Here is a 22,146-nt window from a genome sequence, read left to right as displayed (position 1 = left end):
GTTCATCGCCGTGTTTCTCAGCGGCGACTTTTATAATATATCACAGCGGCCTAGATGATTGCAAGTACTTTTTTAAAAACTTTTTTGAAGCTTTTATTTCCTTGCACTTGGCGCGAGAAGTAATATACCATGAATCAATTCAGAAGGTCAACCCTTTGTCCAAAAAACTTTAAGGGCTCAGACTATAAAGTACTGAACCCCAGCGATTAATGCAATTCCGGGTACGCCAAGTACGACAACAGTACCTATTGTAACCGGATTAAGCGGAATATATATATTAGGGATAAGTCCGGAGAAATTTAGCACATACAGGACCGCTGCAGCCAAAACAATGTGGATAGAAAAATTACGCAGCCATGTCCACGAGAGCTTTTGCCTAACAAGCACGCCTACCAGAGCAACCGATGATAAAATAAGCATCGCCAGCCATAATGTTTTCATTGTAACGCCCCTCTCCATTCCGGCCATACCTTGCAGGTCCGCTTGGCAATCCGGATTAGCATCTCGTACCGTTTTTCCGCCGTGATCAACGCATAGATTGCGTAATCGATCTGATCTTCGCCAACGGCAACGTTAAAGAACCGGGTCGCATTTATCCATTCCTTGTGAGCTTCATCAATTTCCGCCCGCAGATGTTCTCTCCATTCCGCCGTATCCGGTTCCGGTACAGGCTGAAACGAGGTCCTAGTTAATTCTAATCCGCCCGTATGCTTGCTTTCAGTCGGTTGCTTTATCTCCCGCCATAAGTTCGCCATTACGCCTCTCCTCCTCTGCTCGTCCATCTGGGACAAGACATTTTCTATATATGTATAGAGGCTTGGACCGTTATTTAGAACGGATTGCATCCCGAAAACAAAACAAGAGCCGTCATCCCTGTCGGGATAACGGCTCTTTCTCCGTGCATTAAGTTAACTGAGTTCTCTGCGTCCTTCAAGCGCTTTGGACAAGGTGACCTCATCGGCGTATTCAAGGTCGCCGCCAACCGGCAGGCCGTGGGCAATCCGCGTTACCCGAATACCAAACGGTTTGACAAGCCTCGAGATATACATCGCGGTCGCTTCGCCTTCAATATTCGGATTCGTCGCCAAGATCAGCTCTTGCACCCGCTCATCGCTCAAGCGGCGAAGCAGCTCGGCAATCTTGATCTGATCCGGCCCAATTCCCTCAATTGGAGATATAGCACCCTGAAGCACGTGATAATGTCCTTGAAATTCCTTCGTCCGTTCCATGGCCACAAGGTCCTTTGATTCCTGAACCACACAAATAACGGAGTTATCGCGCGTTTTATCCTGGCAAATCCGGCATGGATCGGTATCGGTAATATTGCAGCAAACGGAGCAGTACGTCAGATTCCGCTTAACGCTGACAAGCGCCTTAGCGAAATCGATAACATCATCTTCTTTCATGCGAAGCACATGAAAAGCCAATCTTGCGGCTGTCTTCGGTCCAACGCCCGGAAGCCGCGTAAAGGCATCAATAAGCTTCGCTATCGGTTCGGGATAAAACAAAACGCGCAGCCCCTTTCAAGCCTCCAGCCTAAACGGCTGACGCCGCCCTTGCGGCGGCGTCAGCATGCGTATAGCTTTTATAAGTTATATAGACAGCAATCCAGCTTAGAACAAGCCTGGAATCTTCATGCCGCCAGTGAATTTGCCCATGTCCTGGTTCGCAATTTCGTCTACTTTTGTCAATACGTCATTAACCGCTGTCAAAACAAGGTCTTGCAGCATTTCAACATCATCCGGATCTACCGCTTCAGGTTTGATCGCGATGCTAAGGATTTTTTTGTGGCCGTTCGCTACCACGGTTACAACGCCGCCGCCAGCCGTACCTTCAACCGTTTTGTTTACAAGCTCTTCTTGGGCTTTCATCATTTGCTCTTGCATTTTCTTTACTTGCTTCATCATTTGGTTCATGTTATTCATGACTTATCACCTCATCGTAATAGTTAATTATCTTCTTTAATTACAACTAAGTCTTCACCAAAAAGCTTAACAGCTTCCTCTACCCATTGTGGACGCTGCTCCTCCCCGGTGTCAATCGCATCCGGCTGTAATTCCAGCGTTTCGCCTTCCTGCTCGCCTGAGCGGCTGGCCGCATTCTGCCATTCCTTCAGCATGCAGGTTGCAAGCTTGACCGGATTGCCGAATACGTCCTGCATGACCCGTTCGATAATCTCCCGGTGTGCCGGCCGCTCCGTGGTCTCCCGGTGCATTGTGTTCTTGAAGGCGACAAGTATCGTGGAATCCGTTGCGGCTACCGGCTCTCCGTCAACCAACCATGCATGTACCGTTATTCTTGCTTCCTTCACCCGGTGGAGCACTTCGTTCCACTTCATCCGAACTTGCCCCGTACCCGGACTGCCGGCTGCGGCAACAAACGGATCAAGCTTCACGGTAGACCGGCTGACCGCAGCACCGCCTCCGCCAAAGCCGGGACGGCGGGATGGGCTGGCAGGCTGTCTGGCCGCACCGCCATCACCCGCTCCGGAACCGGCGCCTCCTCCGTTTTGTATAAGCTGCTCCAGCTTGCGCTCAAGGATCTCCACCTGCTGGCGAAGACGCTGTACTTCGGCCGATGCGGCTGGCGGAGAGGACGCCGCGGCATCGCCGCCGCTTCCCGCTCCCCCAGCACTCTCGTTACCTATTGTGCAAATTTTCATCAATGCGACTTCAAACAAAGTCTGCGGCTGCGAAGCATGCTTCATATCGGATTGATAGGTATTAAGAGTATCAATCATCTTAAACAACCGCTCGGAGCTGAAAGCATCGGCCATTCCGCGGAACCGTTCGGCGTCAACCACCCGCTCCGTTACCGCACCTTGCGGGGCTAGCTTTAATACAAGCAGATCGCGGAAATAGAAGATCAGATTCTCCATGCATTTGTCCGCGCTTTTCCCGGCTTGCGTTAAGCTCTCTACGAGCGGCATGATAGCGGCAACATTACGGTCCCGGATCGCTTCTGCCAGCGCATAGAACTGATCCGCGGCCATGCCTCCCGTCACATCAACAGCACCGTCAAGGGTGATTCTCGATCCGCCAAAAGCCGCAACCTGCTCAAGCAAGCTTATCGCATCGCGCATCCCGCCTTCAGATAGACGGGCAATATAAGCGATCGCATCCTCTTCCGCCTCAATGCCTTCTTCCCGGCAAATCTCAAACAGCCGCTCCGATTGCTCTTCCAGCGAGACTTGCCGGAAGTCGAATCTTTGGCAACGCGAAATAATCGTAGCCGGAAGCTTATGGGGCTCCGTGGTCGCCAGAATAAAGATAACATGTCCAGGCGGTTCCTCTAACGTCTTCAGAAGCGCGTTAAACGCCTCCGACGTCAGCATGTGGACTTCATCAATAATATACACTTTATATCGAACTTCAGACGGGGCATAACGGACTTTATCGCGAATATCCCGTATTTCGTCAATACCCCGGTTAGACGCCGCGTCAATCTCGACAACGTCCATAATATGACCGGCCGTTATGCCGCGGCATGCATCGCATTCATTACAAGGCTCTTCCGCAGGGCCCCGTTCACAGTTAACCGCTTTTGCCAATACCTTGGCCGCCGTTGTTTTCCCCGTTCCCCGGGGACCATTAAATAAATAGGCGTGCGAAACCCGATTCTCCCGAATCGCATTCTGCAGCGTTTGTATAATATGCCGTTGTCCAACCATGTCCTGGAACGTCTGCGGACGCCAGGCACGATATAATGCAATATGACTCACGCGTTTACGTTCCCTTCGGCTTGCTCATTCTTGTTCTCTATTATACATCATGATGTCTATAAGCAAAACAAAAACACCCGCATTTCCGGCATCTGCTTCTTCAAAACAGATCCCCATCGCTGGTGTTCCTTCACATAAACTATGAAAATGATGAACCGTGCACCTGCTCTCGATAACATGCGATCCAGGCGGCACTCTTGCGTCTCAGCTCGGGTCAGGCACTCCCCCGGCACATGAACAAACTTGCTTATGGCTGCTTCCTTCCGGACCTGACCAGGTTCACAAGCGTCCATTGCGGAGGACCCAACCGTCAACACTGATTGCAAGCGCCAAACCCTGCATCACATAACCTAAAGCAGGAATTCAACCTCGCTAAAGCGGATTGCGAGTTACAGGGCACCGCTAACTCCCCATCTAGCACGGCAAAACTAAGTATAGCCCATCCAAACGCAAAGCGCAACCGTAGGATAATGGCAGTTAGGATTAACGGGACGCTTTCACTTTGACATGGTAGCGCGGCATGTTAAGCTGAACAGCCTGCTCCGTCTTTGCGCGCAGCGCCTCAAGCTGAGCGTTCGTCAGATTGGAAGCAGCCTTGATATGAACGGTGAGATCCCCGCCATTAAACGCGACACGGCTGCTTTTGATTCCGTCGATTGGCTGCAGCACCTTATTAATAAGCTTCCTGTCCGACTCGTAATTAAGGAATGTCTTGTTATTAGGCAGGTTCGGGTTGCTGTTGGAATAACCCAAGTATCCGTCATGGCCATAGGTTTCCACCTTGCCGTCATTCGTCCGGTGCCCATTGTTCACCCCGTCGGCAGCACAGCCGGTCAAACTAGCGATGACCAATGCGGGTATCGCGAATCCCATAAATATTAAGCGCAGCTTGCGGCGCAGCATCTTTTTGGTAAGCAATCAAAAAACCTCCCTTTAACCATAGGATGGCTAAGGGAGGTTTTCTTATTCTGCCAAATTAAGCGGCAGATGAGATTAAATGCCGTATTTCTTTTTGAAACGATCGACGCGACCGCCTGCATCCAAGAACTTTTGCTTACCCGTGAAGAACGGGTGACATGCGGAACAAACCTCTACGCGAAGATTCGATTTGATCGAACCTGTCTCGAACGTGTTACCGCAAGCGCAAGTGATGTTGGATACGTGGTATGTCGGATGAATACCTTGTTTCATCTCGTTCACCTCTTTCTGCCCTGAACCACATGCGGATCCAGAGTTATAAATCACACAACTCGGATTATAGCACGACCATTACAAGCATGCAATGCCGATGTTTTGCCAGCTACTTGCGCGCCGCCGCCGGCGGAAGATGCGTGTAGGAGCCGATAACGACATCCGGCAGCTCTTCTCGGAAGATTTCAAGCATCTGCTTCATCCCGTAAATCTCGCCTTTGGCAGGAGGAATCAGCTGCAGGTAGCTCTCCGGATCGATATTCAGGTTGCGCATTTGAATAAGCTTTAGTCCGGTTCGCTTCGCGAATCCGATCATCGCCTCGATCTCTTCCTCGCGGTCGGTTACCCCGGGGAAGATCAAGTAGTTGATGGAGGTGTATACCCCTTTATCCGTCGCGTACTTCAAGGATTTCTCCACATTGGCAAGCGTATATGCGCGCGGCTTGTAGTAAGCATTGTAATGCTCGTCAATAGCGCTTATCGTGCTGACGCGCATCAGGTCAAGACCCGCGTCGACGATTGCGCGCATGAAGTCCGTAAGTCCGGCATTCGTATTGATATTGATATAGCCCTGGTTTGTCTGGCTTCTCACGATCTTCATCGCTTCCACGATGATTTTGGCCTGCGTGGAAGGCTCGCCTTCGCAGCCTTGGCCAAAGCTGATGATCGATTCCGGCGTTTTCAGGTGCTCCAGCATCACTTCCACGATCTCATCCACCGTAGGCTTGAAGTTCATCCGCGTCTGAGGCGCAACAAACCCGCTGTCATCCGGCTGCTCCGAAATGCAGCCGAAGCATCCCGCGTTGCAGGAATAAGAAACGGGTACCCCGCCCTCCCAGCGCTGAAGGAACGTGTTGGAGGAAGTTAAGCATTCGTAGCCAAGGGCGCAATGCGACAAATGCTTGTACAGTCTGTTCTCCGGGTATTTAGCAGTCAGCAGTTCTACTCCTTTGCGGACATCTCCCCGGTCGCAGTTAAGCGGATCCCATTTGTACGGATCATCGCTTTGCTCCGCCGCCACATAAAAACCGCCGTCCTTCCAAACGACAGAGGTGTAGCCAAAGAGCGGAAACTTCTCATTCTTATCGGTCTTCACATAGCTTGGCAGCGCCAGCCGGGTATAACCCTGCGGCAACAAAGCGCCTACAGCCTGGTAATTGCCGGAGAGCATTTTCATTTCGCCGGTATCCGGATCCATAAAGACCGGACGGGTATGAGGCAGCCCTACGAGCGTAGCCCCCCTTGGCAGAGGGATCAACTCGTCCTCCATTAATTCGACGATCATATCGCCGCTGCGCCCAAGCGCTATATAGTCAGGATGATCAAACACATTGCCTTTCTCATCCGCGTATACGAGATTCATCTTGATGTCCTCCTTCCGGCGGCACTAGGAGCCGTGCGTCGTGCGCGGTGCCGGTCGCCTTCCGGTTGCTGCGCTGCTTTTGAGTCCCGCACCTGTAGTACCCGTACCTGCGCTTGTCCGCTGCTGCGGGGCAGGTTTATCTTCCGATGTGTCTAGCGACATCAGGAATTCCTCATTCGTCTTCGAATCGGCAAGCTTCTTCAGGAAGCCGTCGACGAAGTCAGGCGTATCGGTCATATTGCGGCGCACAACCCATAATTTATCCAATTCTTCTTTCGATAAAAGCATTTCTTCGCGGCGCGTACCCGATCTGCGGATATCGAGCGCCGGGAAAATACGGCGTTCTGCAAGCTTGCGGTCTAGATGCAGCTCCATATTGCCCGTACCTTTAAATTCTTCATAAATGATGTCATCCATACGCGAGCCGGTCTCGATAAGAGCCGTCGCGAGAATCGTCAAGCTGCCGCCCTCTTCCACATTCCGGGCCGCGCCAAAGAAGCGCTTCGGACGATGGAAAGCTGCCGGATCGATACCGCCGCTAAGCGTACGTCCGGATGGCGGCACAACCAGGTTATAAGCACGGGCAAGACGGGTAATGCTGTCGAGCAAAATAACAACGTCTTTCTTGTGTTCTACCAGACGCAGCGCCCGTTCAAGCACAAGCTCGGCTACTTTTATATGGTTCTCCGGCACTTCATCAAACGTCGAAGCAATAACTTCACCCTTCACGGAACGCTGCATATCCGTTACTTCCTCGGGGCGTTCATCAATAAGCAGCACAAACAACTCGATATCCGGGTGATTCGTCGAAATACTGTTCGCTATTTCTTTGAGCAGCAAGGTTTTACCCGCTTTTGGCGGAGCTACAATCAGTCCGCGTTGACCAAGGCCAACAGGCGCAAGTAAGTCCATAATTCGAGTAGAAAGTTTGGAAGATGCCGTTTCCAGCACGAGCTTTTTCTGTGGATAAAGAGGAGTTAGAGCGGGAAAATGAAGTCTTTCGGCCGCTTGCGCAGGATCGGTGCCGTTTACGGCGTTTACCTGGAGGAGTCCAAAGTATTTCTCAGAGTCTTTCGGCAGCCGGCATTTGCCCGATACAAGGTCGCCGGTACGCAAGTCGAATTTTCGAATCTGGGAAGCAGAGATATAAATATCCTCTTTGCTAGGCAAATAGTTGATTGGCCGTAAGAAGCCGAAGCCTTCCGGCAATGTTTCAAGTACACCCTGCATAAACATGAGGCCGCTTTTTTCCGCTTGTGCCCGTAAAATCGCAAATATTAATTCCTTCTTCTTCAGCTGGCCGTAGTACGGTATTTGATATTGCTTCGCCAATTTGTACAACTCGGTCAGCTTCATTTCTTCGAGATCGGAGATCTGAAGATCTGTCATATTCTCACCACTTTGTATTCAGTTTTAGCTATCATTATATACCCGATTTGACGAATTCTATTCGTTCAGCCTGCCAGAAAAACGCCAAATCGGGTGGTTCACTCCGTTAAAAATAACAATTATTCCGTTTCCCGCCAAACATCCGCACCAAGTCTGCGCAGGTTATCAACGAGATTGTCGTAACCGCGGTCAATATATTCTACGCCAGTGATCTCCGTAATTCCTTCTTTGACGGTAAGACCGGCGATCACAAGCGCCGCCCCTGCCCGCAGATCAGCGGCTTTAACCTTCGCCGCAAAAAACTCTCCGCCTTCAATAATGGCGGAACGGCCTTCCACGCGAATATTCGCGCCCATCCGGTTCAGTTCCGGCACATGCTTGAAACGGTTGCTGTAGACATAATCGCTCAGGATGCTGACGCCCTTGGCCTGGGCAAGCAGCGTTGTCATCGGAGACTGAAGGTCCGTTGCAAAACCCGGGTAAACCAGAGCTTTCACGTCAACGGCCGTATACTCCGGAGCACCGATAATACGGATAGACTCGTCCATTTCCTGAACGGTTACGCCCATTTCTTCAAGCTTTGCCGTCATGGCTTCCATATGCTTCGGAATAACGTTGTCGATGGTAACGTCTCCGCGCGTTGCCGCGGCTGCAATCATGTAAGTGCCTGCCTGAATCCGGTCCGGAATAATCGAATGGCGGCAGCCATGCATGCTGTCTACCCCTTCAATCCGGATCGTCTCCGTACCCGCACCCTTGATCCTCGCGCCCATCGCGTTCAAAAGCGTTGCTACATCTATAATCTCAGGCTCTTTTGCCGCATTTTCGATAATCGTAGAGCCTTTGGCCCGGGAGGCCGCAAGCATTATATTAATGGTCGCGCCAACGCTGACAACGTCGAGATAAATTTTTGCTCCGCGCAGCTCTTTGGCATGAATCCGCATCGAGCCTTGTTCGTTGGTAACGGTAGCACCCAGAGCTTCAAAGCCTTTAATATGCTGATCGATTGGTCTTGGCTCGAAATTACATCCGCCAGGCAATCCGATAATCGCTTCCCCAAAGCGTCCAAGCATGGCACCCATCAAATAATAAGAAGCACGCAGCAGCTTCACTTTTCCATTTGGCATCGGTTTCGATTCAAGCCGCGAAGGATCAATCTTCATGACATCGCCCTGCCAGCTTACGACAGCACCGAGGTCCTGCAGGATCTCACTATATACGACAACATCGCTCAAATGGGGCAAATTGTCCAATACCACTTCTGATTCTGCCAATATGGCAGCCGGAACCAGAGCGACGGCACTGTTCTTTGCTCCGCTTATTTGGACGGTGCCCCGCAGCGGACGTCCACCGCGTATCATCAATTTCTCCATCAAATATAGTCCTCCCGAAATGTAAGAAGAAACATAGGAAAACCGCCATATGGCGCGAGCTTATACTGACACGCTCGCCGTGATGGGCGGCTCATTATCCCGTACTCCTATTTAGTACACTTTGCTTGTTTTTGCTTCTTTGCGAAGCGAAGTTTTATCGTTAATAAAAGATTAACATGTCTATTAGACCGTTGATTCTGAGCCATTATACCATATCGGGACAGGGAATGGTATTTCTCTTACAGAAGTAGGCAACGGGTTAGAAACCTTTAATATAGGGGGTGCAAATTAATCCTTTTAAAAGGGAATTCTCATAAAAAAAAGGGTCCCTTAGGACCCTACCGCAAAGCGGTTATTGGAATTGCCGCCGTGAAGCTGCATATTAACCGCAATCCGCATCTCATCGATATCGAACGGTTTCGTGAAATGCATAACAGCCCCCAGATCGGTCGCTTCCTTGATCATATCAAGCTCGCCGTAAGCCGTCATCATGATGACTTTGATATCACGGTTAATTGCCTTCACATGCTTTAAAATTTCAAGTCCGTCCATCCCCGGAATCTTCATATCAAGCAGAACGAGGTCAGGATTCTCGGCTTTTACGATTTCCAGTGCCAACCTACCGTTTGAAGCTTGGAAAGTATTGTAGCCTTCACTGCTGAACACTTCCATCAGAAGCACACGGATGCCATTCTGATCATCAACGATCAATAGCTTCTTCTTCTCCAAGATATTTACCTCCCGCGACTCGACCCACAACTGGTCAACTCTTCCATAATCGTTAATATATTCGCGCGGAGAGGTACATTATCCTGCTTTTCCACTAAAAAAATTGGAGACATCGGATGTCAGAACAGCTGTTCTTACTGTCCGGAGTATTTCAAAGCCGCACGCACAAAGCCGCGGAAGAGCGGTTGAGGACGGTTCGGACGGGAAGTGAATTCCGGATGGAATTGAACCGCAAGGAACCATGGATGCTCCGGAAGCTCCACCATTTCCACCAGACGGCCGTCCGGCGATGTGCCGGAAATGCGAAGACCCGCCGATTCAATGCGCTCACGGTACTCGTTATTGAATTCATACCGGTGACGGTGACGCTCATAAACAAGCTCATCGTTATATTCAGTAGCCGCAAGCGATCCCGGCTTCAATTTGCAAGGGTAAAGGCCAAGACGCATCGTGCCGCCCATGTCCTCGATGTCTTTCTGATCCGGCAGAAGGTCGATAACCGGATACGGCGTCGAAGGATTGATCTCCGCGCTGTTCGCGCCCGACAGGCCGGCTACGCTGCGCGCGTATTCGATAACGGCAACCTGCATGCCAAGGCAAATGCCGAAGAACGGAATTTGCTGCTCGCGGGCATAACGGATAGCCGAAACTTTCCCTTCAATACCACGATCGCCAAAGCCGCCAGGCACAAGAATACCGTGTACGCCTTTCAGCATTTCCGAAACGTTCTCGTCGTCGATCTCTTCCGCGTTCACCCAGCGAAGCTTCACTTCGGAATCCGCGTCGATACCCGCATGGCCCAGAGCTTCAACGATGGAAAGGTAAGCGTCATGGAGCGCAACGTATTTGCCGACAATGGCGATTTCCGTCGTTTTATGCAACGATTTTACGCGGTTCACAAGATCTTCCCATTGCGTCATGTCCGGTTGGTTCGTCGTAAGCTTCAGATGGTTCACCACGATATCGTCGAGACCTTGCTCGCGAAGCATCAGCGGTACTTCATACAAAGTCGAAGCATCGATACATTCAACAACCGCGTTAGCGTCGATGTCACAGAACAAGCCGATTTTGCGTTTCAGGTCTTCCGACAGCGCATGCTCGGTACGGCATACGATGACGTTAGGCTGAATGCCGATGCTGCGGAGTTCTTTTACGCTATGCTGCGTTGGCTTGGTTTTCACTTCGCCCGCTGCTTTGATGTATGGAATAAGCGTTACGTGAATGTACATCACGTTGTCGCGCCCGATATCGCTTTTGATTTGGCGGATCGCTTCAAGGAAAGGCAAGCTTTCGATGTCGCCCACCGTACCGCCGATTTCGGTGATTACAACGTCGGAGCCGGCTTCTTTGCCAGCGCGGTATACGCGCTCCTTAATTTCGTTCGTAATGTGCGGGATAACCTGAACCGTTCCGCCCAGATATTCGCCGCGGCGTTCCTTGGAGATAACGTTCGAATAAATCTTGCCGGTCGTAACGCTGCTGTACTTCGTCAGGTTAATATCGATAAACCGTTCATAATGCCCAAGGTCAAGGTCTGTTTCCGCGCCGTCGTCTGTTACGAATACTTCGCCATGCTGGTACGGGCTCATCGTTCCCGGGTCAACGTTGATATAAGGATCGAACTTTTGAATCGTTACTTTCAACCCTCTGTTCTTAAGCAGACGGCCGAGTGATGCAGCGGTAATTCCTTTGCCAAGCGATGAAACGACGCCCCCGGTTACAAAAATATATTTTGTCACTTTGCTAATACCCTCCATGCTCCTCTGGTTATGTTTAGGTTATCCCATTTGCACAATAAACATGGATTAGCAGACTCTCTATTCCTCTGTCCAGTTTATGGATGAACAAATCAGGCTCCTGAACTTGCTTCTAACTTGCTTCTACAAACAAAAAAAGTGACACCCGTCTTCACGGGGCACTTTTCATTTGGCATATTATTATAACGTGTAGCTTGCCGGAAAAACGCGGCAAATGCTAGATCCGCAGAGGCTTGTATCCTTCAAAAACGGGAAGGTAAGCCATTGCTGCTTATGCGGTACGTTAACCGAATCTTAAAGCCCATGCAATAGTTTACTCTGCCCGTATGCGGACTGTCAAGCTTAAACACGGCAAGCTTGAGGATGATTATTTATCGTCTTCTTCTTCCTCATCGTCTTCAAAATCTTCATCTTCGGAGTCTTCATCGTCAAGCTCGGCATCCGCGTCGAGTTCCTCGTCAGATTCATCATCTTCGAGCTCTTCGTCTTCGATGCCAACCTCTTCGTCAACTTCTTCTTCAGCTTCTGCTTCGCCGAATTCACGATCTTCATCGTAAGAATCGTAATCTTCCTCATCCGCTGTGTACGAATCATCTTCTTCATCTGCGAACAGATCTTCATCATCGTCGTCATCGTCATTAATGATGCGCGGACGTTTCGCGTTCGAGATCGGATCTTCGTTGCGTTCAACCGGATACCAGCGTTTAAGGCCCCACATATTGCTGCCTACGCAGGCGAAACGGCCGTCAATGTTAATCTCCGTATATACTTGAGCGATTACTTGATTAACTCCGTCCGCGGAAAGTCCGCGAAGCTTCGCAATTTCCATCATTAGGTCACGGTAGTAATAAGGCGTATTGGCTGCCTTCAGCACTTCAAACGCCAAGTCCACCATAGGCATTTCTTTCATCCGCTCAGGATCGAGCTTCAATGCAATATTGCCATTGCTCACATGGACACATCCTCTCTTGCTATCTTCATACTTTCGTAATCATAACCATTATCAAAGTATAGTAAAACCTATTTTATTCAAAAAAGCAAGCTGTCTCCCGGCTGCTTCTCGCCTATGCAAATGTTCCCTGCAAAAAGAAAAAAGCGAAGGGCTGTCCCTTCGCTTTGACTGTATCCATCCGGAGCACACATCGAGTAATGCGGGACCGGAGCGTAAGAGTCGTTAGAACTCTTACATCATCCTATGTCCTTCACGGCGTTTTGACACGGCTCCACGCCTAATTATCTGAAAAAAGGCAAGTTGCTCATGCGGCCGAACTCCCCGTTTCATACAATAGTTCAGCATCGTCCGTCGGGAGGGGACGCGTAATTGGACATCACCGCTTTTCTCCATTGGTTGAAGGACACGATGGCTTGCACGGGCCAAACGACAAAAAATCGGATTATCCGATTTCAGCAGCAAGGTGACTATCGACGGTTTCTGCAGGAATGGTCAGAAGCATCGACAGCATCCCCGGAACTGAAGCCGGTTAAGCAAATGCGCATCATTCGTGCAATATCTTGTCAGCTCCCTGTCGAAGCAACTTTATCCGGCTTTTCCGGCGGCGTATGGATCGAGGACGACCGCCGTATTACCGTTCACACCGCAGCGAAAACCATGCCACTGGAAAAAGGCATCCCCTGGGGCGTTCAGCAAATCAAAGCCCCGCTTGCCTGGAGCACGACGACCGGACACCGCATCAAAATCGGCGTCATCGATACCGGCGTAGATTTTAGCCATCCCGATCTCCGCCAATCGCTATCTCGCGGCATCAACCTGCTCAACCGCAGCATGCTGCCTCATGACGACAACGGTCACGGCACGCACATCGCGGGCACAATCGCAGCCGCCAACCAGGTGCAAGGCATGATCGGCATTGCGCCGCGGGCGCAAATTCTCCCGGTAAAAGCATTCGACCATAACGGAAGCGCCTTTGTATCCGACATTATTCTCGGCATCGATTGGTGCGTCCGTAACCGGGTCAACATTATTAACATGAGCTTTGGCATGAAGACGCGCAGCAAAGCTCTCCTCAATGCGATAAACAACGCTTATAATGCAGGCGTTATCGTTGTTGCGTCTTCGGGCAACGACGGCAAACGCCGGACTGTCGATTATCCGGCCAGATATCCGCAGACGATCTCGGTCGGGGCAACAAACAAGCTGCGGCGCATCGCGCCGTTCAGCAACCGGGGCACGTTTATTGACATTTACGCACCGGGCGACAAAATTTTTTCCGCTTGGCTCCGCGGCAAGTATCACGAGATGAGCGGAACATCGATGGCTACCTCCCATGTCAGCGGGGCCATCGCTTTGCTGCTGGCTCATAAGCCGGGATTGTCTCCCGCGGAGATTAAAGCGATTCTGAAAAAATCGCACCTGCCGCTTCGAAGCACAAAGGCTCCCCGGTATACCGGGGAGATTGACGTGATGAAGATGCTGGGGGCGGCGGACCGATAGATGAGGGAAGGACTTTGTTTGCCGTGAGGAGGCTGGCGGCGAACAATGTATCTTCCTCCGGGAGATACATTGTCCTTGCCCGCACTCATCGTTCCTGTTGAGAGGCGAAAAGAAACCGTTCCTAGGATTTTCCCCGGAACGGTTTCTTTATTTAGGATTACAGCGATTGCTACGCTGCACTTCATGCAGGATATTGGCCTGATTTAGGCCAATATTGTGAGCTACGTTGTATCGAATACAATATAATTGGGCTGAAACGGCCGTTTAGTGCCTCTTTAGAGTTGATATACTGCATTAAATGCAATGTAAGTTGTGTTTCTTTACTTAAAGGGTTGAATTTACTGTATTCCGTACAATGTACGGGAAAACCAGTGGCAACGAAGTACATGCTGACAGAAAAAAGATACTGTACTTCGGAAATCTAGGATCAGATGCCATCTTCGCGCATATCAAGCATGGTTAGTTATTTGCCTCGTGGCCGTAAGCGAAATTCGATGCTACTGCGGCGCCAGCAAGAACGAAAAAACACCAAACGCACAAAGCCGCCAGATAAAAACTGGCGGCTTTGCTTGTATATTCGGCCGGGCGGATTACATCCGCTCCGGAGCCGATACGCCAACGAGGCGGAGCGTGTTGGCGATAACGATGCGTACAGCGCCAAGCAGCGCGATGCGCGCCTGGGTCTGAGCCGCGTCTTCGGTAATGACGCGCTCGGCTTTGTAATAGCTGTGGAACTGCGAAGCCAGTTCATACACATAGCGGATCAAGCGATGCGGCGCGTATTGAGCCGCGGCTTCCGACACTTCCTGCGGCAGCTCGCCGAGCTTGCGAAGCAGGTCGAATTCGGCTTCGGACGAGAGCTTGCCGAAATCGATGTCGCCGATCGGCAGGAGGGCAACGTTTTGCTCCTCCGCCTGGCGGAAGATGCTGCAAATGCGGGCATGCGCATATTGCACGTAGAAGACAGGGTTCTCGTTCGAAGTCGAGATCGCAAGGTCCATATCGAAATCCAGATGCGAGTCCATGCTGCGCATCGTGAAGAAGTAACGAATGGCGTCGACGCCAACCTCGTCCATCAGATCCTGCATCGTAACGGCTTTGCCGGTACGCTTAGACATTTTCACTTTTTCGCCGTCCTGGAACAGGCTTACCATCTGAGCGATCAATACGACCAGCTTGTCGGGATCATTACCAAGCGCGGCCATAGCAGCCTTCACGCGAGGGATATAGCCGTGATGATCGGCGCCCCAGATGTTGATCATCCGGTCGTAGCCGCGGCTGAATTTGTCTTGGTGGTAAGCAATGTCCGGCGTCAAATAAGTGTAAGAGCCGTCATTTTTCACAAGCACGCGGTTCTTGTCGTCGCCGTAAGGCATCGTCGACAGCCACGTAGCGCCCTCTTCCTCGTACACTTGGCCTTTGGCCTTAAGCGCCTCAAGCGCCTTTTCCACTCGGCCGCTCTCATACAGCGAAGTTTCGCTGTACCAGATATCGAAGTTTACGCGGAAGCGTCCAAGGTCGCGTTTGATTTTGTCGAGTTCTTTTTCCAGTCCGTATTGACGGAAGTAGGCGAAGCGCTCTTCATCGGACAGCGATAGAAGACTATCGCCTTTCTCTTCTGCAAGCAGCTTGCCGAAACCTACGATGTCTTCGCCATGGTAGCCGTCTTCCGGCATTTCCGCATCTTGTCCAAGCGCTTGGCGGTAACGCGCTTCAATCGAGCGCGCCAGGTTGTTCACCTGGTTGCCCGCGTCATTAATATAGTACTCGCGGGTTACTTCATAACCTGCGAAGTCGAGCACGTTGCAAAGCGCATCGCCCACGGCCGCGCCGCGCGCGTGGCCAAGGTGAAGGTTGCCTGTCGGATTCGCGCTGACGAATTCGACTTCCACGCGTTGGCCGGATCCTTCGTTGGTGCGTCCGTAGTTGTCTCCCGCAGCCGTAATCTCGCCGATAACGGAATATAAATAGCTTTTGTCCATGCGGAAGTTAATAAAGCCCGGGCCGGCAATCTCGGCCGATTGGATGCCGAACTTCTCGCCGTTCAGGTTGGCGATAATCGTCTCGGCGATTTGGCGCGGGTTTTTCTTCGCCAGCTTAGTAAGCTGCATAGCCGCGTTTGTTGCCAGGTCGCCGTGCGCTTTATCCTTCGGCACCTCCAGCACAAAGGCAGGAAGCTCCTCGCGAGCCGCAAGACCGCCTGTTACCGCCGCGTCCGCAATCGCCTCCTTCACCTTCTCATACATTTGCTCCAACACGTTCGTACTCATTGTTTCTCCTCCTGTATATGGAGCCGGTTCAGGAACCGGCCCGATAAATGTTCATTCATCCATAGTTCATACTGCCATTCAATCGCGCATGGCGGTTCTGCGGAAGCCTGCTTCTCGCCGCCCTCTCCCTTGAGTTCAATAAATGCGGTTGCCGTCTCCATCTGGAACGATGTATAGGGAGAGCGGTAGTAGCCGCTTCTTCGCATTTCTCCGGGCACGAACAGCTGCTCCGATTCCACGACGCCCCGGCGCGTGATCAACAGCTCGTCCTTCCGGTAACGCACAAGGGTCCTGATGGGAGAAGCACTTCCCTCCACCGGCTCTTCGTACCGGATATAAACCGTCCGTTCCTTCCGGAACCATTCCCCTGAATACGTATGTACGACGGACTCCCCATCCTGGGTGCTTGTCAGCGTAATTGTAACCGCCATTCTGTCTTGCATCGCAAAAGCTCCTATATCTCCAGTCTTCTCGTATGTTACTACTATATACAGGAAGCCCCTTAATTTCAACGATTGCGCGCTATTCCGGTAACTCCAAGTACGGAACAATTGCTTTCCAAGCTCCGATCCGGTCCTCCAGATTGCGCATCTTCTGCGTAGGAATGGGACTTGTCGAAGGCAGTTTCAAAAGGGTAAGATGCTGCAGTGCCGGATGATCGCGGAAATATTTACGGAACGTATCGTATGCCTTGCTTCCATTAAAAGCAAAGCATTTCAGTCCCGGATACTTGCCCGCCAAAGCCGGCAGATCATTGGGCTCCTCGTTCTTGATGTTTACGTCAAGGCTGCCGGGCCGTTCGCAGGACTTGATGACGTCAAACACGGCCATATGATGGTCCTGCAAAAAAGCAAGACGCTTCCCGTAATCCTCATCCGGTGCTCCCGCGCCAAACAAGCCATACACCATTCCCCAAAAATAATTGCGCGGATGACCGTAGAACTGCCGGTGCTCCAGCGATTTCACGCTTGGCGCCGTACCCAGCACCAATACGCGAGCCCGCTCGTCAATGACCGGCGGGAATGAATAGATGCGCTCCGTCTGCTCCTGCTCCATATACCGTCCACTCCTTTTAGCTCCTGCATCAAAGATCTTCACTACGTATTCTACACCAGCAGCGCCTTAAAAATAAAAAGAGACGCCTAATTCGCAGCTTATTGAAAGCCGCGGAAGAAGGTCGTCTCTTCGCATGAAACGTTACTATTAAATATTACTTCACGAGATCTTCAACAAATTTAGGCAGAACAAATGCCGCTTTGTGAAGGCGCGGAGTGTAGTACTTCGTCGGGATATCAGCGATGGAAGCTTCGTCCACTTCAAGCGGATCGTACTTCTTGCTGCCCATTGTAAAGGTCCACAGACCGCTTGGGTAAGTCGGGATGTTAGCGCCGTATACGCGAACGATCGGGAATACTTCCTTCACGTCTTTGTTTACGCTTTGAATCAGATCGGCCTTGAACCAAGGGTTGTCGGTTTGAGCCACGAAGATGCCGTCTTCCTTCAGCGCTTCGTAGATGCCTTGGTAGAAGCCGCGCGTGAACAGGTTAGCCGCTGGGCCAACCGGCTCCGTGGAGTCCACCATGATGACATCGTAAGTATTTTTATGATCATGAATATGCATGAAGCCGTCATTTACGAGCACTTCAACGCGAGGGTTGTCCAGCTCGCCTGCGATAGTCGGCAGGTATTTCTTCGAATACTCGATAACCTTGCCGTCGATATCAACGAGAACGGCTTTCTTCACTTTCGGATGCTTCATAATTTCACGGATTACGCCGCCGTCGCCGCCGCCTACTACGAGCACATGCTCCGGGTTCGGATGCGTGAAGAGTACCGGATGGGCTACCATTTCGTGATACACGAACTCATCTTTAACCGTAGTCATGACCATACCGTCAAGAACCAGCATGGTGCCGAATTCTTCCGTTTCGATCATATCGAGCTGTTGAAACTCAGTTTGTTCATTTACATACGTCTTTGTAATCTTCGCCGTAATGCCGAAGTTCTCGGTTTGTTTTTCCGTATACCACAATTCCATTTCGATAAATCCCTTCTTTCCGTCAATGGTTCACCATGTATTATAGTAGTTCGGGGCGAAAAATCAACCTTTTCTGCTCGCTTCCATGAATATCGGCCCCCGCGTTTTTCCATACTAAGGAAAAGGTCGTTCTTGCGAAGGGAGCACCATCATGAAGAAGCAGCAGATCAGGCCGGGCAAGCCGCGCCGCAAATATGCTTTTCCTATTATAACCGAACGTTTTCTTCCTCATGTTATGAGGTTCAAAAAAAGCCTGCGCTTAACCGCAGCCGTTTCCGCTGTCGTCGTGCTTGGCATCGTGTCCATGCTCCTCTATTTAAAGTTTCAATCTCTTCCGGTTACTTCGATTAGCCAATCCTCCCGCATGCTTGATCTGCAGGGGCAGGTAATCGATACGTTCCATACCGGAGAGAATCGCAGCTCCGTACCGCTCAAAGAAATTTCCCCTTACCTGGTGGAGGCGACTCTGGCGATCGAAGACCACCGCTTCTACGAGCACAAAGGGTTTGATATGAAAGGAATGGCCCGTGCCGTTCTGGTCAACGTGGAGACCATGTCGGCCAAGCAGGGAGCCAGCACGCTGACGCAGCAGCTCGCCCGCAACCTGTATCTCACTCACGAGAAGACATGGCAGCGCAAGCTGAAGGAAGCCATGTATACGGTCCAGCTGGAGATGAATTACTCCAAGGATGAGATTCTGAGCCTTTACCTGAATCAGATCTATTACGGTCATGGCGCCTACGGAATTGAAGCGGCTTCCCAGCTGTATTTCAAAAAGCATGCTTCGCAGTTAACGCTTGCGGAAAGCGCGATGCTGGCCGGCATTCCGAAGGGACCCAAATACTACTCGCCGTTTATGGATATGAAAAACGCGAAAGACCGGCAGTTGAACATCCTGCATGCCATGACCGAATCCGGCGACATTACGCAGGAGCAAGCCGACGCGGCTTATAAGGAAGTCCTGAACTTCCAGCCGCTAGGCTCCGGCGAGCAGGCGGGTTTTGCTCCCTATTTCCGTGATTATATCCGTTACATAGCCGTCGACAAGCTGGGCATCAATGAGCAGCTATTTAATGAAGGCGGCGTTACGATCTATACCACGCTGGACTCTGCCGCGCAGCGCGCCGCTGAGGATGCCGTCAAGAACGGCCTTGCCGGCAGCGAAGAGCAGCAGGCGGCGCTTGTTTCTATTGACCCGCGCAACGGGTATATAAAAGCAATGGTCGGCGGACGCGACTATAAGACGAATCAGTTCAACCGGGCGCTTGCCGAAACCCGACAGCCCGGATCCTCGTTCAAGCCGGTGCTGTATTTGACGGCGCTGCACAGCGGCTTTATGACGCCGGTCACCCGGTTCAAGAGCGAGCCAACCGCCTTTACCTACGATGAAGGACGAAAAAAGTATGAGCCGCATAACTATAACGACAAATACTTTAACGACTTCATTGATATGCGCACGGCGATTGCGAGCTCGGATAACATATACGCCGTGAACACCATTATGACGGTGGGCGCCGACCGCGTAATCGAGACGGCACGCAAGCTGGGCATTACAAGCCCGATGAACCCGGTTCCTTCCCTGGCGCTTGGCACCTTCCCGGTTAGTCCGCTGGAGATGGCCTCCGCATTCTCCGTTATCGCAAACGGCGGCGTAAAGGTAGAGCCTGTTGCGATCCTGCGCATCACCGATAAGAACGGACACATTATATATGAAGCGGAGCATCACGAAGAACAGGTTATTAATCCTGCCGAAGCTTACGTGATGACCAGTCTAATGGAGAGCGTGTTCGAAGGAGGCGGCACGGCTAACCGGGTTTCTTCCATTATTAAAAGACCGGTTGCCGGCAAGACGGGAACCACCTCAACGGATGCCTGGCTGGTCGGCTATACCCCGGAGCTGGCGACCGCCGTCTGGGTAGGGTATGACAAGAACCGCAAGCTGACCGTGACCGAAGCGCACCGCGCTGCTCCAATCTTCGCCCAGTTTACCGAGCAGGCGCTATCTGCCATACCGCCTAAGATCTTTCCGATTCCGGACGGCGTTGTTAACGTATACGTTGATCCGGCGAGCGGCAAACTAGCAGCAGCCTCCTGCGCGAGCAAACGGCTTGAGTCCTTTGTGGCGGGCACGGAGCCTACCGAGGTTTGCGGCGGACCTGCGGCGAAAGATGCCCCTGCGGACAACGCGATCAAGGATAACAGCCGAACCTGGTGGAATGATTTGAAGCGCTGGTGGAAGAATTAGCATGTCCTGGAATACAAATTTGTCCGAAATATGATCAAAAAGTGAAATTTCTTTGAACAAACGTCATATACTGTGGTATAGTAGAACCAAGAAGTAAGCACTTACAAACTTTATGGGAGTGTTTCAGATGGCTACGAAAACTGCAACGGTAAGCAATGTAAAGTCGGATTCGGAAGTAACAGCTGCTAGCGTGAAACGTCTTGTTACTCTAATGACTATATTTGCATGGACATGTTTGACAGTAGGTGTGTTGTTATGCCTAATCAAAATCAGCCACTTTAGCGATAAGAATACAACTTTGATGATTGGCGTAGGTTGCCTTGTTGGCAGCGTATTTATTTATACGATCGGCACAGCTATCGGTCTGGTCCATGCAAGAATCCATCAGGCAAAAGAAGACGAACAAAACGATGATCCATCCAATCCGATTTTGTAAAGCCAAATTCGCTTTTAAAAAGCCGCCTTTCCGTCAATATTGACGGGAGGCGGCTTTTTTGTGTTTTATTTCCAAGGAAAAAAGGTACAGTTGTCAATATAGTGAACTTTCTTTTACAGAAAAAAGACGAATTGTTGTCGTAATTGTTAAGCCAGCAGTTATTTTGAGCGACTTCTGCTAATCTTAATGACAAGAAGCAATATTGAGGAGTTGAAACAAATCATGAGAAAGTACATTCGCTTTCTGGTTCCGTTGATGATTATGCTGATAGCCGTTATGCTGTCCGGCTGCAGCGACCAATACGTTGTCCTCGATCCTAAGGGGCCAATCGGCGAATCGCAAAAAGATCTTATCTGGATCACTGTCTGGCTGTGTGCGATCATTCTCGTTCCGGTCCTGATCCTGACTGCGATTATCGTATGGCGTTACCGCGATAAGAAAGATAACAAAGCAGGCTACCAGCCTAACTGGGAGCACAGCACAAAGCTGGAGACCATTTGGTGGGCGATCCCTATTATCATTATCGCTATTCTGGCGACGGTGACGATCAAATACACGTATGATCTCGAGCCAAGCAAACCGCTTGAGTCGGCTAAACAGCCGATTACAATCGAAGCAACATCGCTCGACTGGAAATGGCTTTTCACTTATCCGGATGAAGGCATTTCCACGGTTAACTATCTTCAAATTCCGGAGGATACGCCGATTCGCTTCCGCGTAACGGCGGACCAAGCGATGAACTCCTTCTGGATTCCGCAGCTCGGCGGCCAGATTTACGCGATGAGCGGCATGGCTATGACCTTGTATTTGCAAGCTGACGAGGTTGGCGACTTCCTTGGAATGGGCGCAAACTTCACGGGCGAGCAATTCGCGAAAATGACGTTTAACGTCAAATCAACTTCCGATGCGGATTACCGTGCTTGGGTAGACAGCGTGAAACAAACTTCGCCTGCTCTTACCGAAGAAGGCTTCAAAGAGTTGAAGCTGCCGGGTTCGTCCGAGCAACAAACCTTCTCGGCATTCCCTAAAGGCCTGTTCGATCAAGTCGTTATGCAATATGTTGGCCCGAACGGTATTGACGCTCCGAACTCCGGAAAGAAATCAGGACCTGTTCATGATGCAGAGGGCGGGCATGACACGCAGTCGCCTACCACTACTGATGAAGCTAAATCATAATGTAAG

The 22,146-nt window shown here is 51.0% G+C and carries 21 protein-coding genes and 1 other RNA gene; 4 read left to right on the top strand and 18 right to left on the bottom strand.

Going from position 1 to position 22,146, the window contains the following annotated elements; all coding sequences use genetic code 11:
- Positions 1-177: 177 nt before the first annotated feature.
- The 14 genes from PGL01S_RS26095 to rpoE form a co-directional block, all read right to left on the bottom strand.
- Positions 178-441: a pro-sigmaK processing inhibitor BofA family protein gene (locus PGL01S_RS26095; RefSeq protein WP_127497872.1), complete on the bottom strand. Its 264-nt coding sequence runs from the start codon at positions 439-441 to the stop codon at positions 178-180.
- On the bottom strand, positions 438-755 hold the full coding sequence (locus tag PGL01S_RS26090) for a DUF2508 family protein (RefSeq protein ID WP_127497869.1): 318 nt from the start codon (positions 753-755) through the stop codon (positions 438-440). The genes PGL01S_RS26095 and PGL01S_RS26090 overlap by 4 nt, the downstream gene beginning before the upstream one ends.
- Positions 756-908: 153 nt before the next feature.
- The gene (gene recR / locus PGL01S_RS26085) at positions 909-1,508 is read right to left on the bottom strand and encodes a recombination mediator RecR (RefSeq protein WP_127497867.1); all 600 of its coding nucleotides are present in this window, start codon (positions 1,506-1,508) and stop codon (positions 909-911) included.
- A 105-nt stretch (positions 1,509-1,613) separates the two neighbouring features.
- Positions 1,614-1,925 (bottom strand): YbaB/EbfC family nucleoid-associated protein, encoded by a 312-nt coding sequence (locus PGL01S_RS26080; RefSeq protein WP_127497865.1) that lies wholly within the window; start codon positions 1,923-1,925, stop codon positions 1,614-1,616.
- Positions 1,926-1,948: 23 nt separating this feature from the next.
- Positions 1,949-3,721, bottom strand: a complete 1,773-nt coding sequence (gene dnaX / locus PGL01S_RS26075; protein WP_127497863.1) for a DNA polymerase III subunit gamma/tau — start codon at positions 3,719-3,721, stop codon at positions 1,949-1,951.
- A gap of 155 nt (positions 3,722-3,876) precedes the next feature.
- An RNA gene (gene ffs / locus PGL01S_RS26070) (signal recognition particle sRNA large type) lies at positions 3,877-4,144 on the bottom strand.
- 60 nt (positions 4,145-4,204) lie between these two features.
- Positions 4,205-4,639, bottom strand: coding sequence for a hypothetical protein (locus PGL01S_RS26065; RefSeq protein ID WP_127497861.1), 435 nt, complete (start codon positions 4,637-4,639; stop codon positions 4,205-4,207).
- Positions 4,640-4,714: 75 nt separating this feature from the next.
- On the bottom strand, positions 4,715-4,912 hold the full coding sequence (gene rpmE / locus PGL01S_RS26060) for a 50S ribosomal protein L31 (RefSeq protein WP_012772144.1): 198 nt from the start codon (positions 4,910-4,912) through the stop codon (positions 4,715-4,717).
- Positions 4,913-5,021: 109 nt separating this feature from the next.
- Positions 5,022-6,275 (bottom strand): radical SAM family protein, encoded by a 1,254-nt coding sequence (locus tag PGL01S_RS26055; protein WP_127497859.1) that lies wholly within the window; start codon positions 6,273-6,275, stop codon positions 5,022-5,024.
- A gap of 24 nt (positions 6,276-6,299) precedes the next feature.
- The gene (gene rho, locus PGL01S_RS26050) at positions 6,300-7,664 is read right to left on the bottom strand and encodes a transcription termination factor Rho (protein WP_127497857.1); all 1,365 of its coding nucleotides are present in this window, start codon (positions 7,662-7,664) and stop codon (positions 6,300-6,302) included.
- A 119-nt stretch (positions 7,665-7,783) separates the two neighbouring features.
- Positions 7,784-9,037 (bottom strand): UDP-N-acetylglucosamine 1-carboxyvinyltransferase, encoded by a 1,254-nt coding sequence (gene murA, locus PGL01S_RS26045; RefSeq protein ID WP_127497855.1) that lies wholly within the window; start codon positions 9,035-9,037, stop codon positions 7,784-7,786.
- Positions 9,038-9,367: 330 nt separating this feature from the next.
- Positions 9,368-9,766, bottom strand: a complete 399-nt coding sequence (locus PGL01S_RS26040; RefSeq protein WP_012772140.1) for a response regulator — start codon at positions 9,764-9,766, stop codon at positions 9,368-9,370.
- Positions 9,767-9,900: 134 nt separating this feature from the next.
- The gene (pyrG, locus tag PGL01S_RS26035) at positions 9,901-11,505 is read right to left on the bottom strand and encodes a CTP synthase (RefSeq protein ID WP_127497853.1); all 1,605 of its coding nucleotides are present in this window, start codon (positions 11,503-11,505) and stop codon (positions 9,901-9,903) included.
- A 385-nt stretch (positions 11,506-11,890) separates the two neighbouring features.
- Entirely contained in the window at positions 11,891-12,475 is a 585-nt protein-coding gene (gene rpoE, locus PGL01S_RS26030) for a DNA-directed RNA polymerase subunit delta (protein WP_127497851.1), read from the bottom strand.
- A 369-nt stretch (positions 12,476-12,844) separates the two neighbouring features.
- Here rpoE and PGL01S_RS26025 point away from each other — a divergent pair, with 369 nt between their 5' ends.
- Positions 12,845-13,975 (top strand): S8 family peptidase, encoded by a 1,131-nt coding sequence (locus PGL01S_RS26025; protein ID WP_127497849.1) that lies wholly within the window; start codon positions 12,845-12,847, stop codon positions 13,973-13,975.
- Between the two features lie 590 nt (positions 13,976-14,565).
- Here PGL01S_RS26025 and argS read toward each other — a convergent pair.
- The 4 genes from argS to speE all read right to left on the bottom strand — a co-directional run bounded on the left by argS (position 14,566) and on the right by speE (position 18,283).
- Positions 14,566-16,245: an arginine--tRNA ligase gene (argS, locus tag PGL01S_RS26020; RefSeq protein WP_127497847.1), complete on the bottom strand. Its 1,680-nt coding sequence runs from the start codon at positions 16,243-16,245 to the stop codon at positions 14,566-14,568.
- Complete coding sequence (locus PGL01S_RS26015) at positions 16,242-16,688, bottom strand: YwiB family protein (protein WP_127497845.1); 447 nt, start codon at positions 16,686-16,688, stop codon at positions 16,242-16,244. Before PGL01S_RS26015 ends, argS begins: the two co-directional genes overlap by 4 nt.
- Positions 16,689-16,767: 79 nt before the next feature.
- Positions 16,768-17,301 (bottom strand): DNA-deoxyinosine glycosylase, encoded by a 534-nt coding sequence (locus tag PGL01S_RS26010; RefSeq protein WP_127497843.1) that lies wholly within the window; start codon positions 17,299-17,301, stop codon positions 16,768-16,770.
- 154 nt (positions 17,302-17,455) lie between these two features.
- Positions 17,456-18,283 (bottom strand): polyamine aminopropyltransferase, encoded by an 828-nt coding sequence (gene speE / locus PGL01S_RS26005; protein WP_127497841.1) that lies wholly within the window; start codon positions 18,281-18,283, stop codon positions 17,456-17,458.
- A 151-nt stretch (positions 18,284-18,434) separates the two neighbouring features.
- Between speE and PGL01S_RS26000 the strand changes: the two genes are divergently transcribed.
- The 3 genes from PGL01S_RS26000 to cyoA all read left to right on the top strand — a co-directional run bounded on the left by PGL01S_RS26000 (position 18,435) and on the right by cyoA (position 22,140).
- A complete protein-coding gene (locus PGL01S_RS26000) occupies positions 18,435-20,528 on the top strand; it encodes a transglycosylase domain-containing protein (RefSeq protein ID WP_127497839.1) in 2,094 nt (697 codons plus the stop codon).
- Positions 20,529-20,655: 127 nt separating this feature from the next.
- Positions 20,656-20,964 (top strand): hypothetical protein, encoded by a 309-nt coding sequence (locus tag PGL01S_RS25995; RefSeq protein WP_174806602.1) that lies wholly within the window; start codon positions 20,656-20,658, stop codon positions 20,962-20,964.
- A 222-nt stretch (positions 20,965-21,186) separates the two neighbouring features.
- On the top strand, positions 21,187-22,140 hold the full coding sequence (cyoA, locus tag PGL01S_RS25990; protein WP_127497837.1) for a ubiquinol oxidase subunit II: 954 nt from the start codon (positions 21,187-21,189) through the stop codon (positions 22,138-22,140).
- Positions 22,141-22,146: the final 6 nt, after the last annotated feature.

It is taken from the genome of Paenibacillus glycanilyticus NBRC 16618, from assembly GCF_004000805.1.
Lineage (GTDB): Bacteria > Bacillota > Bacilli > Paenibacillales > Paenibacillaceae > Pristimantibacillus > Pristimantibacillus glycanilyticus.
This window is presented reverse-complemented; position numbering and strand designations above follow the sequence as displayed.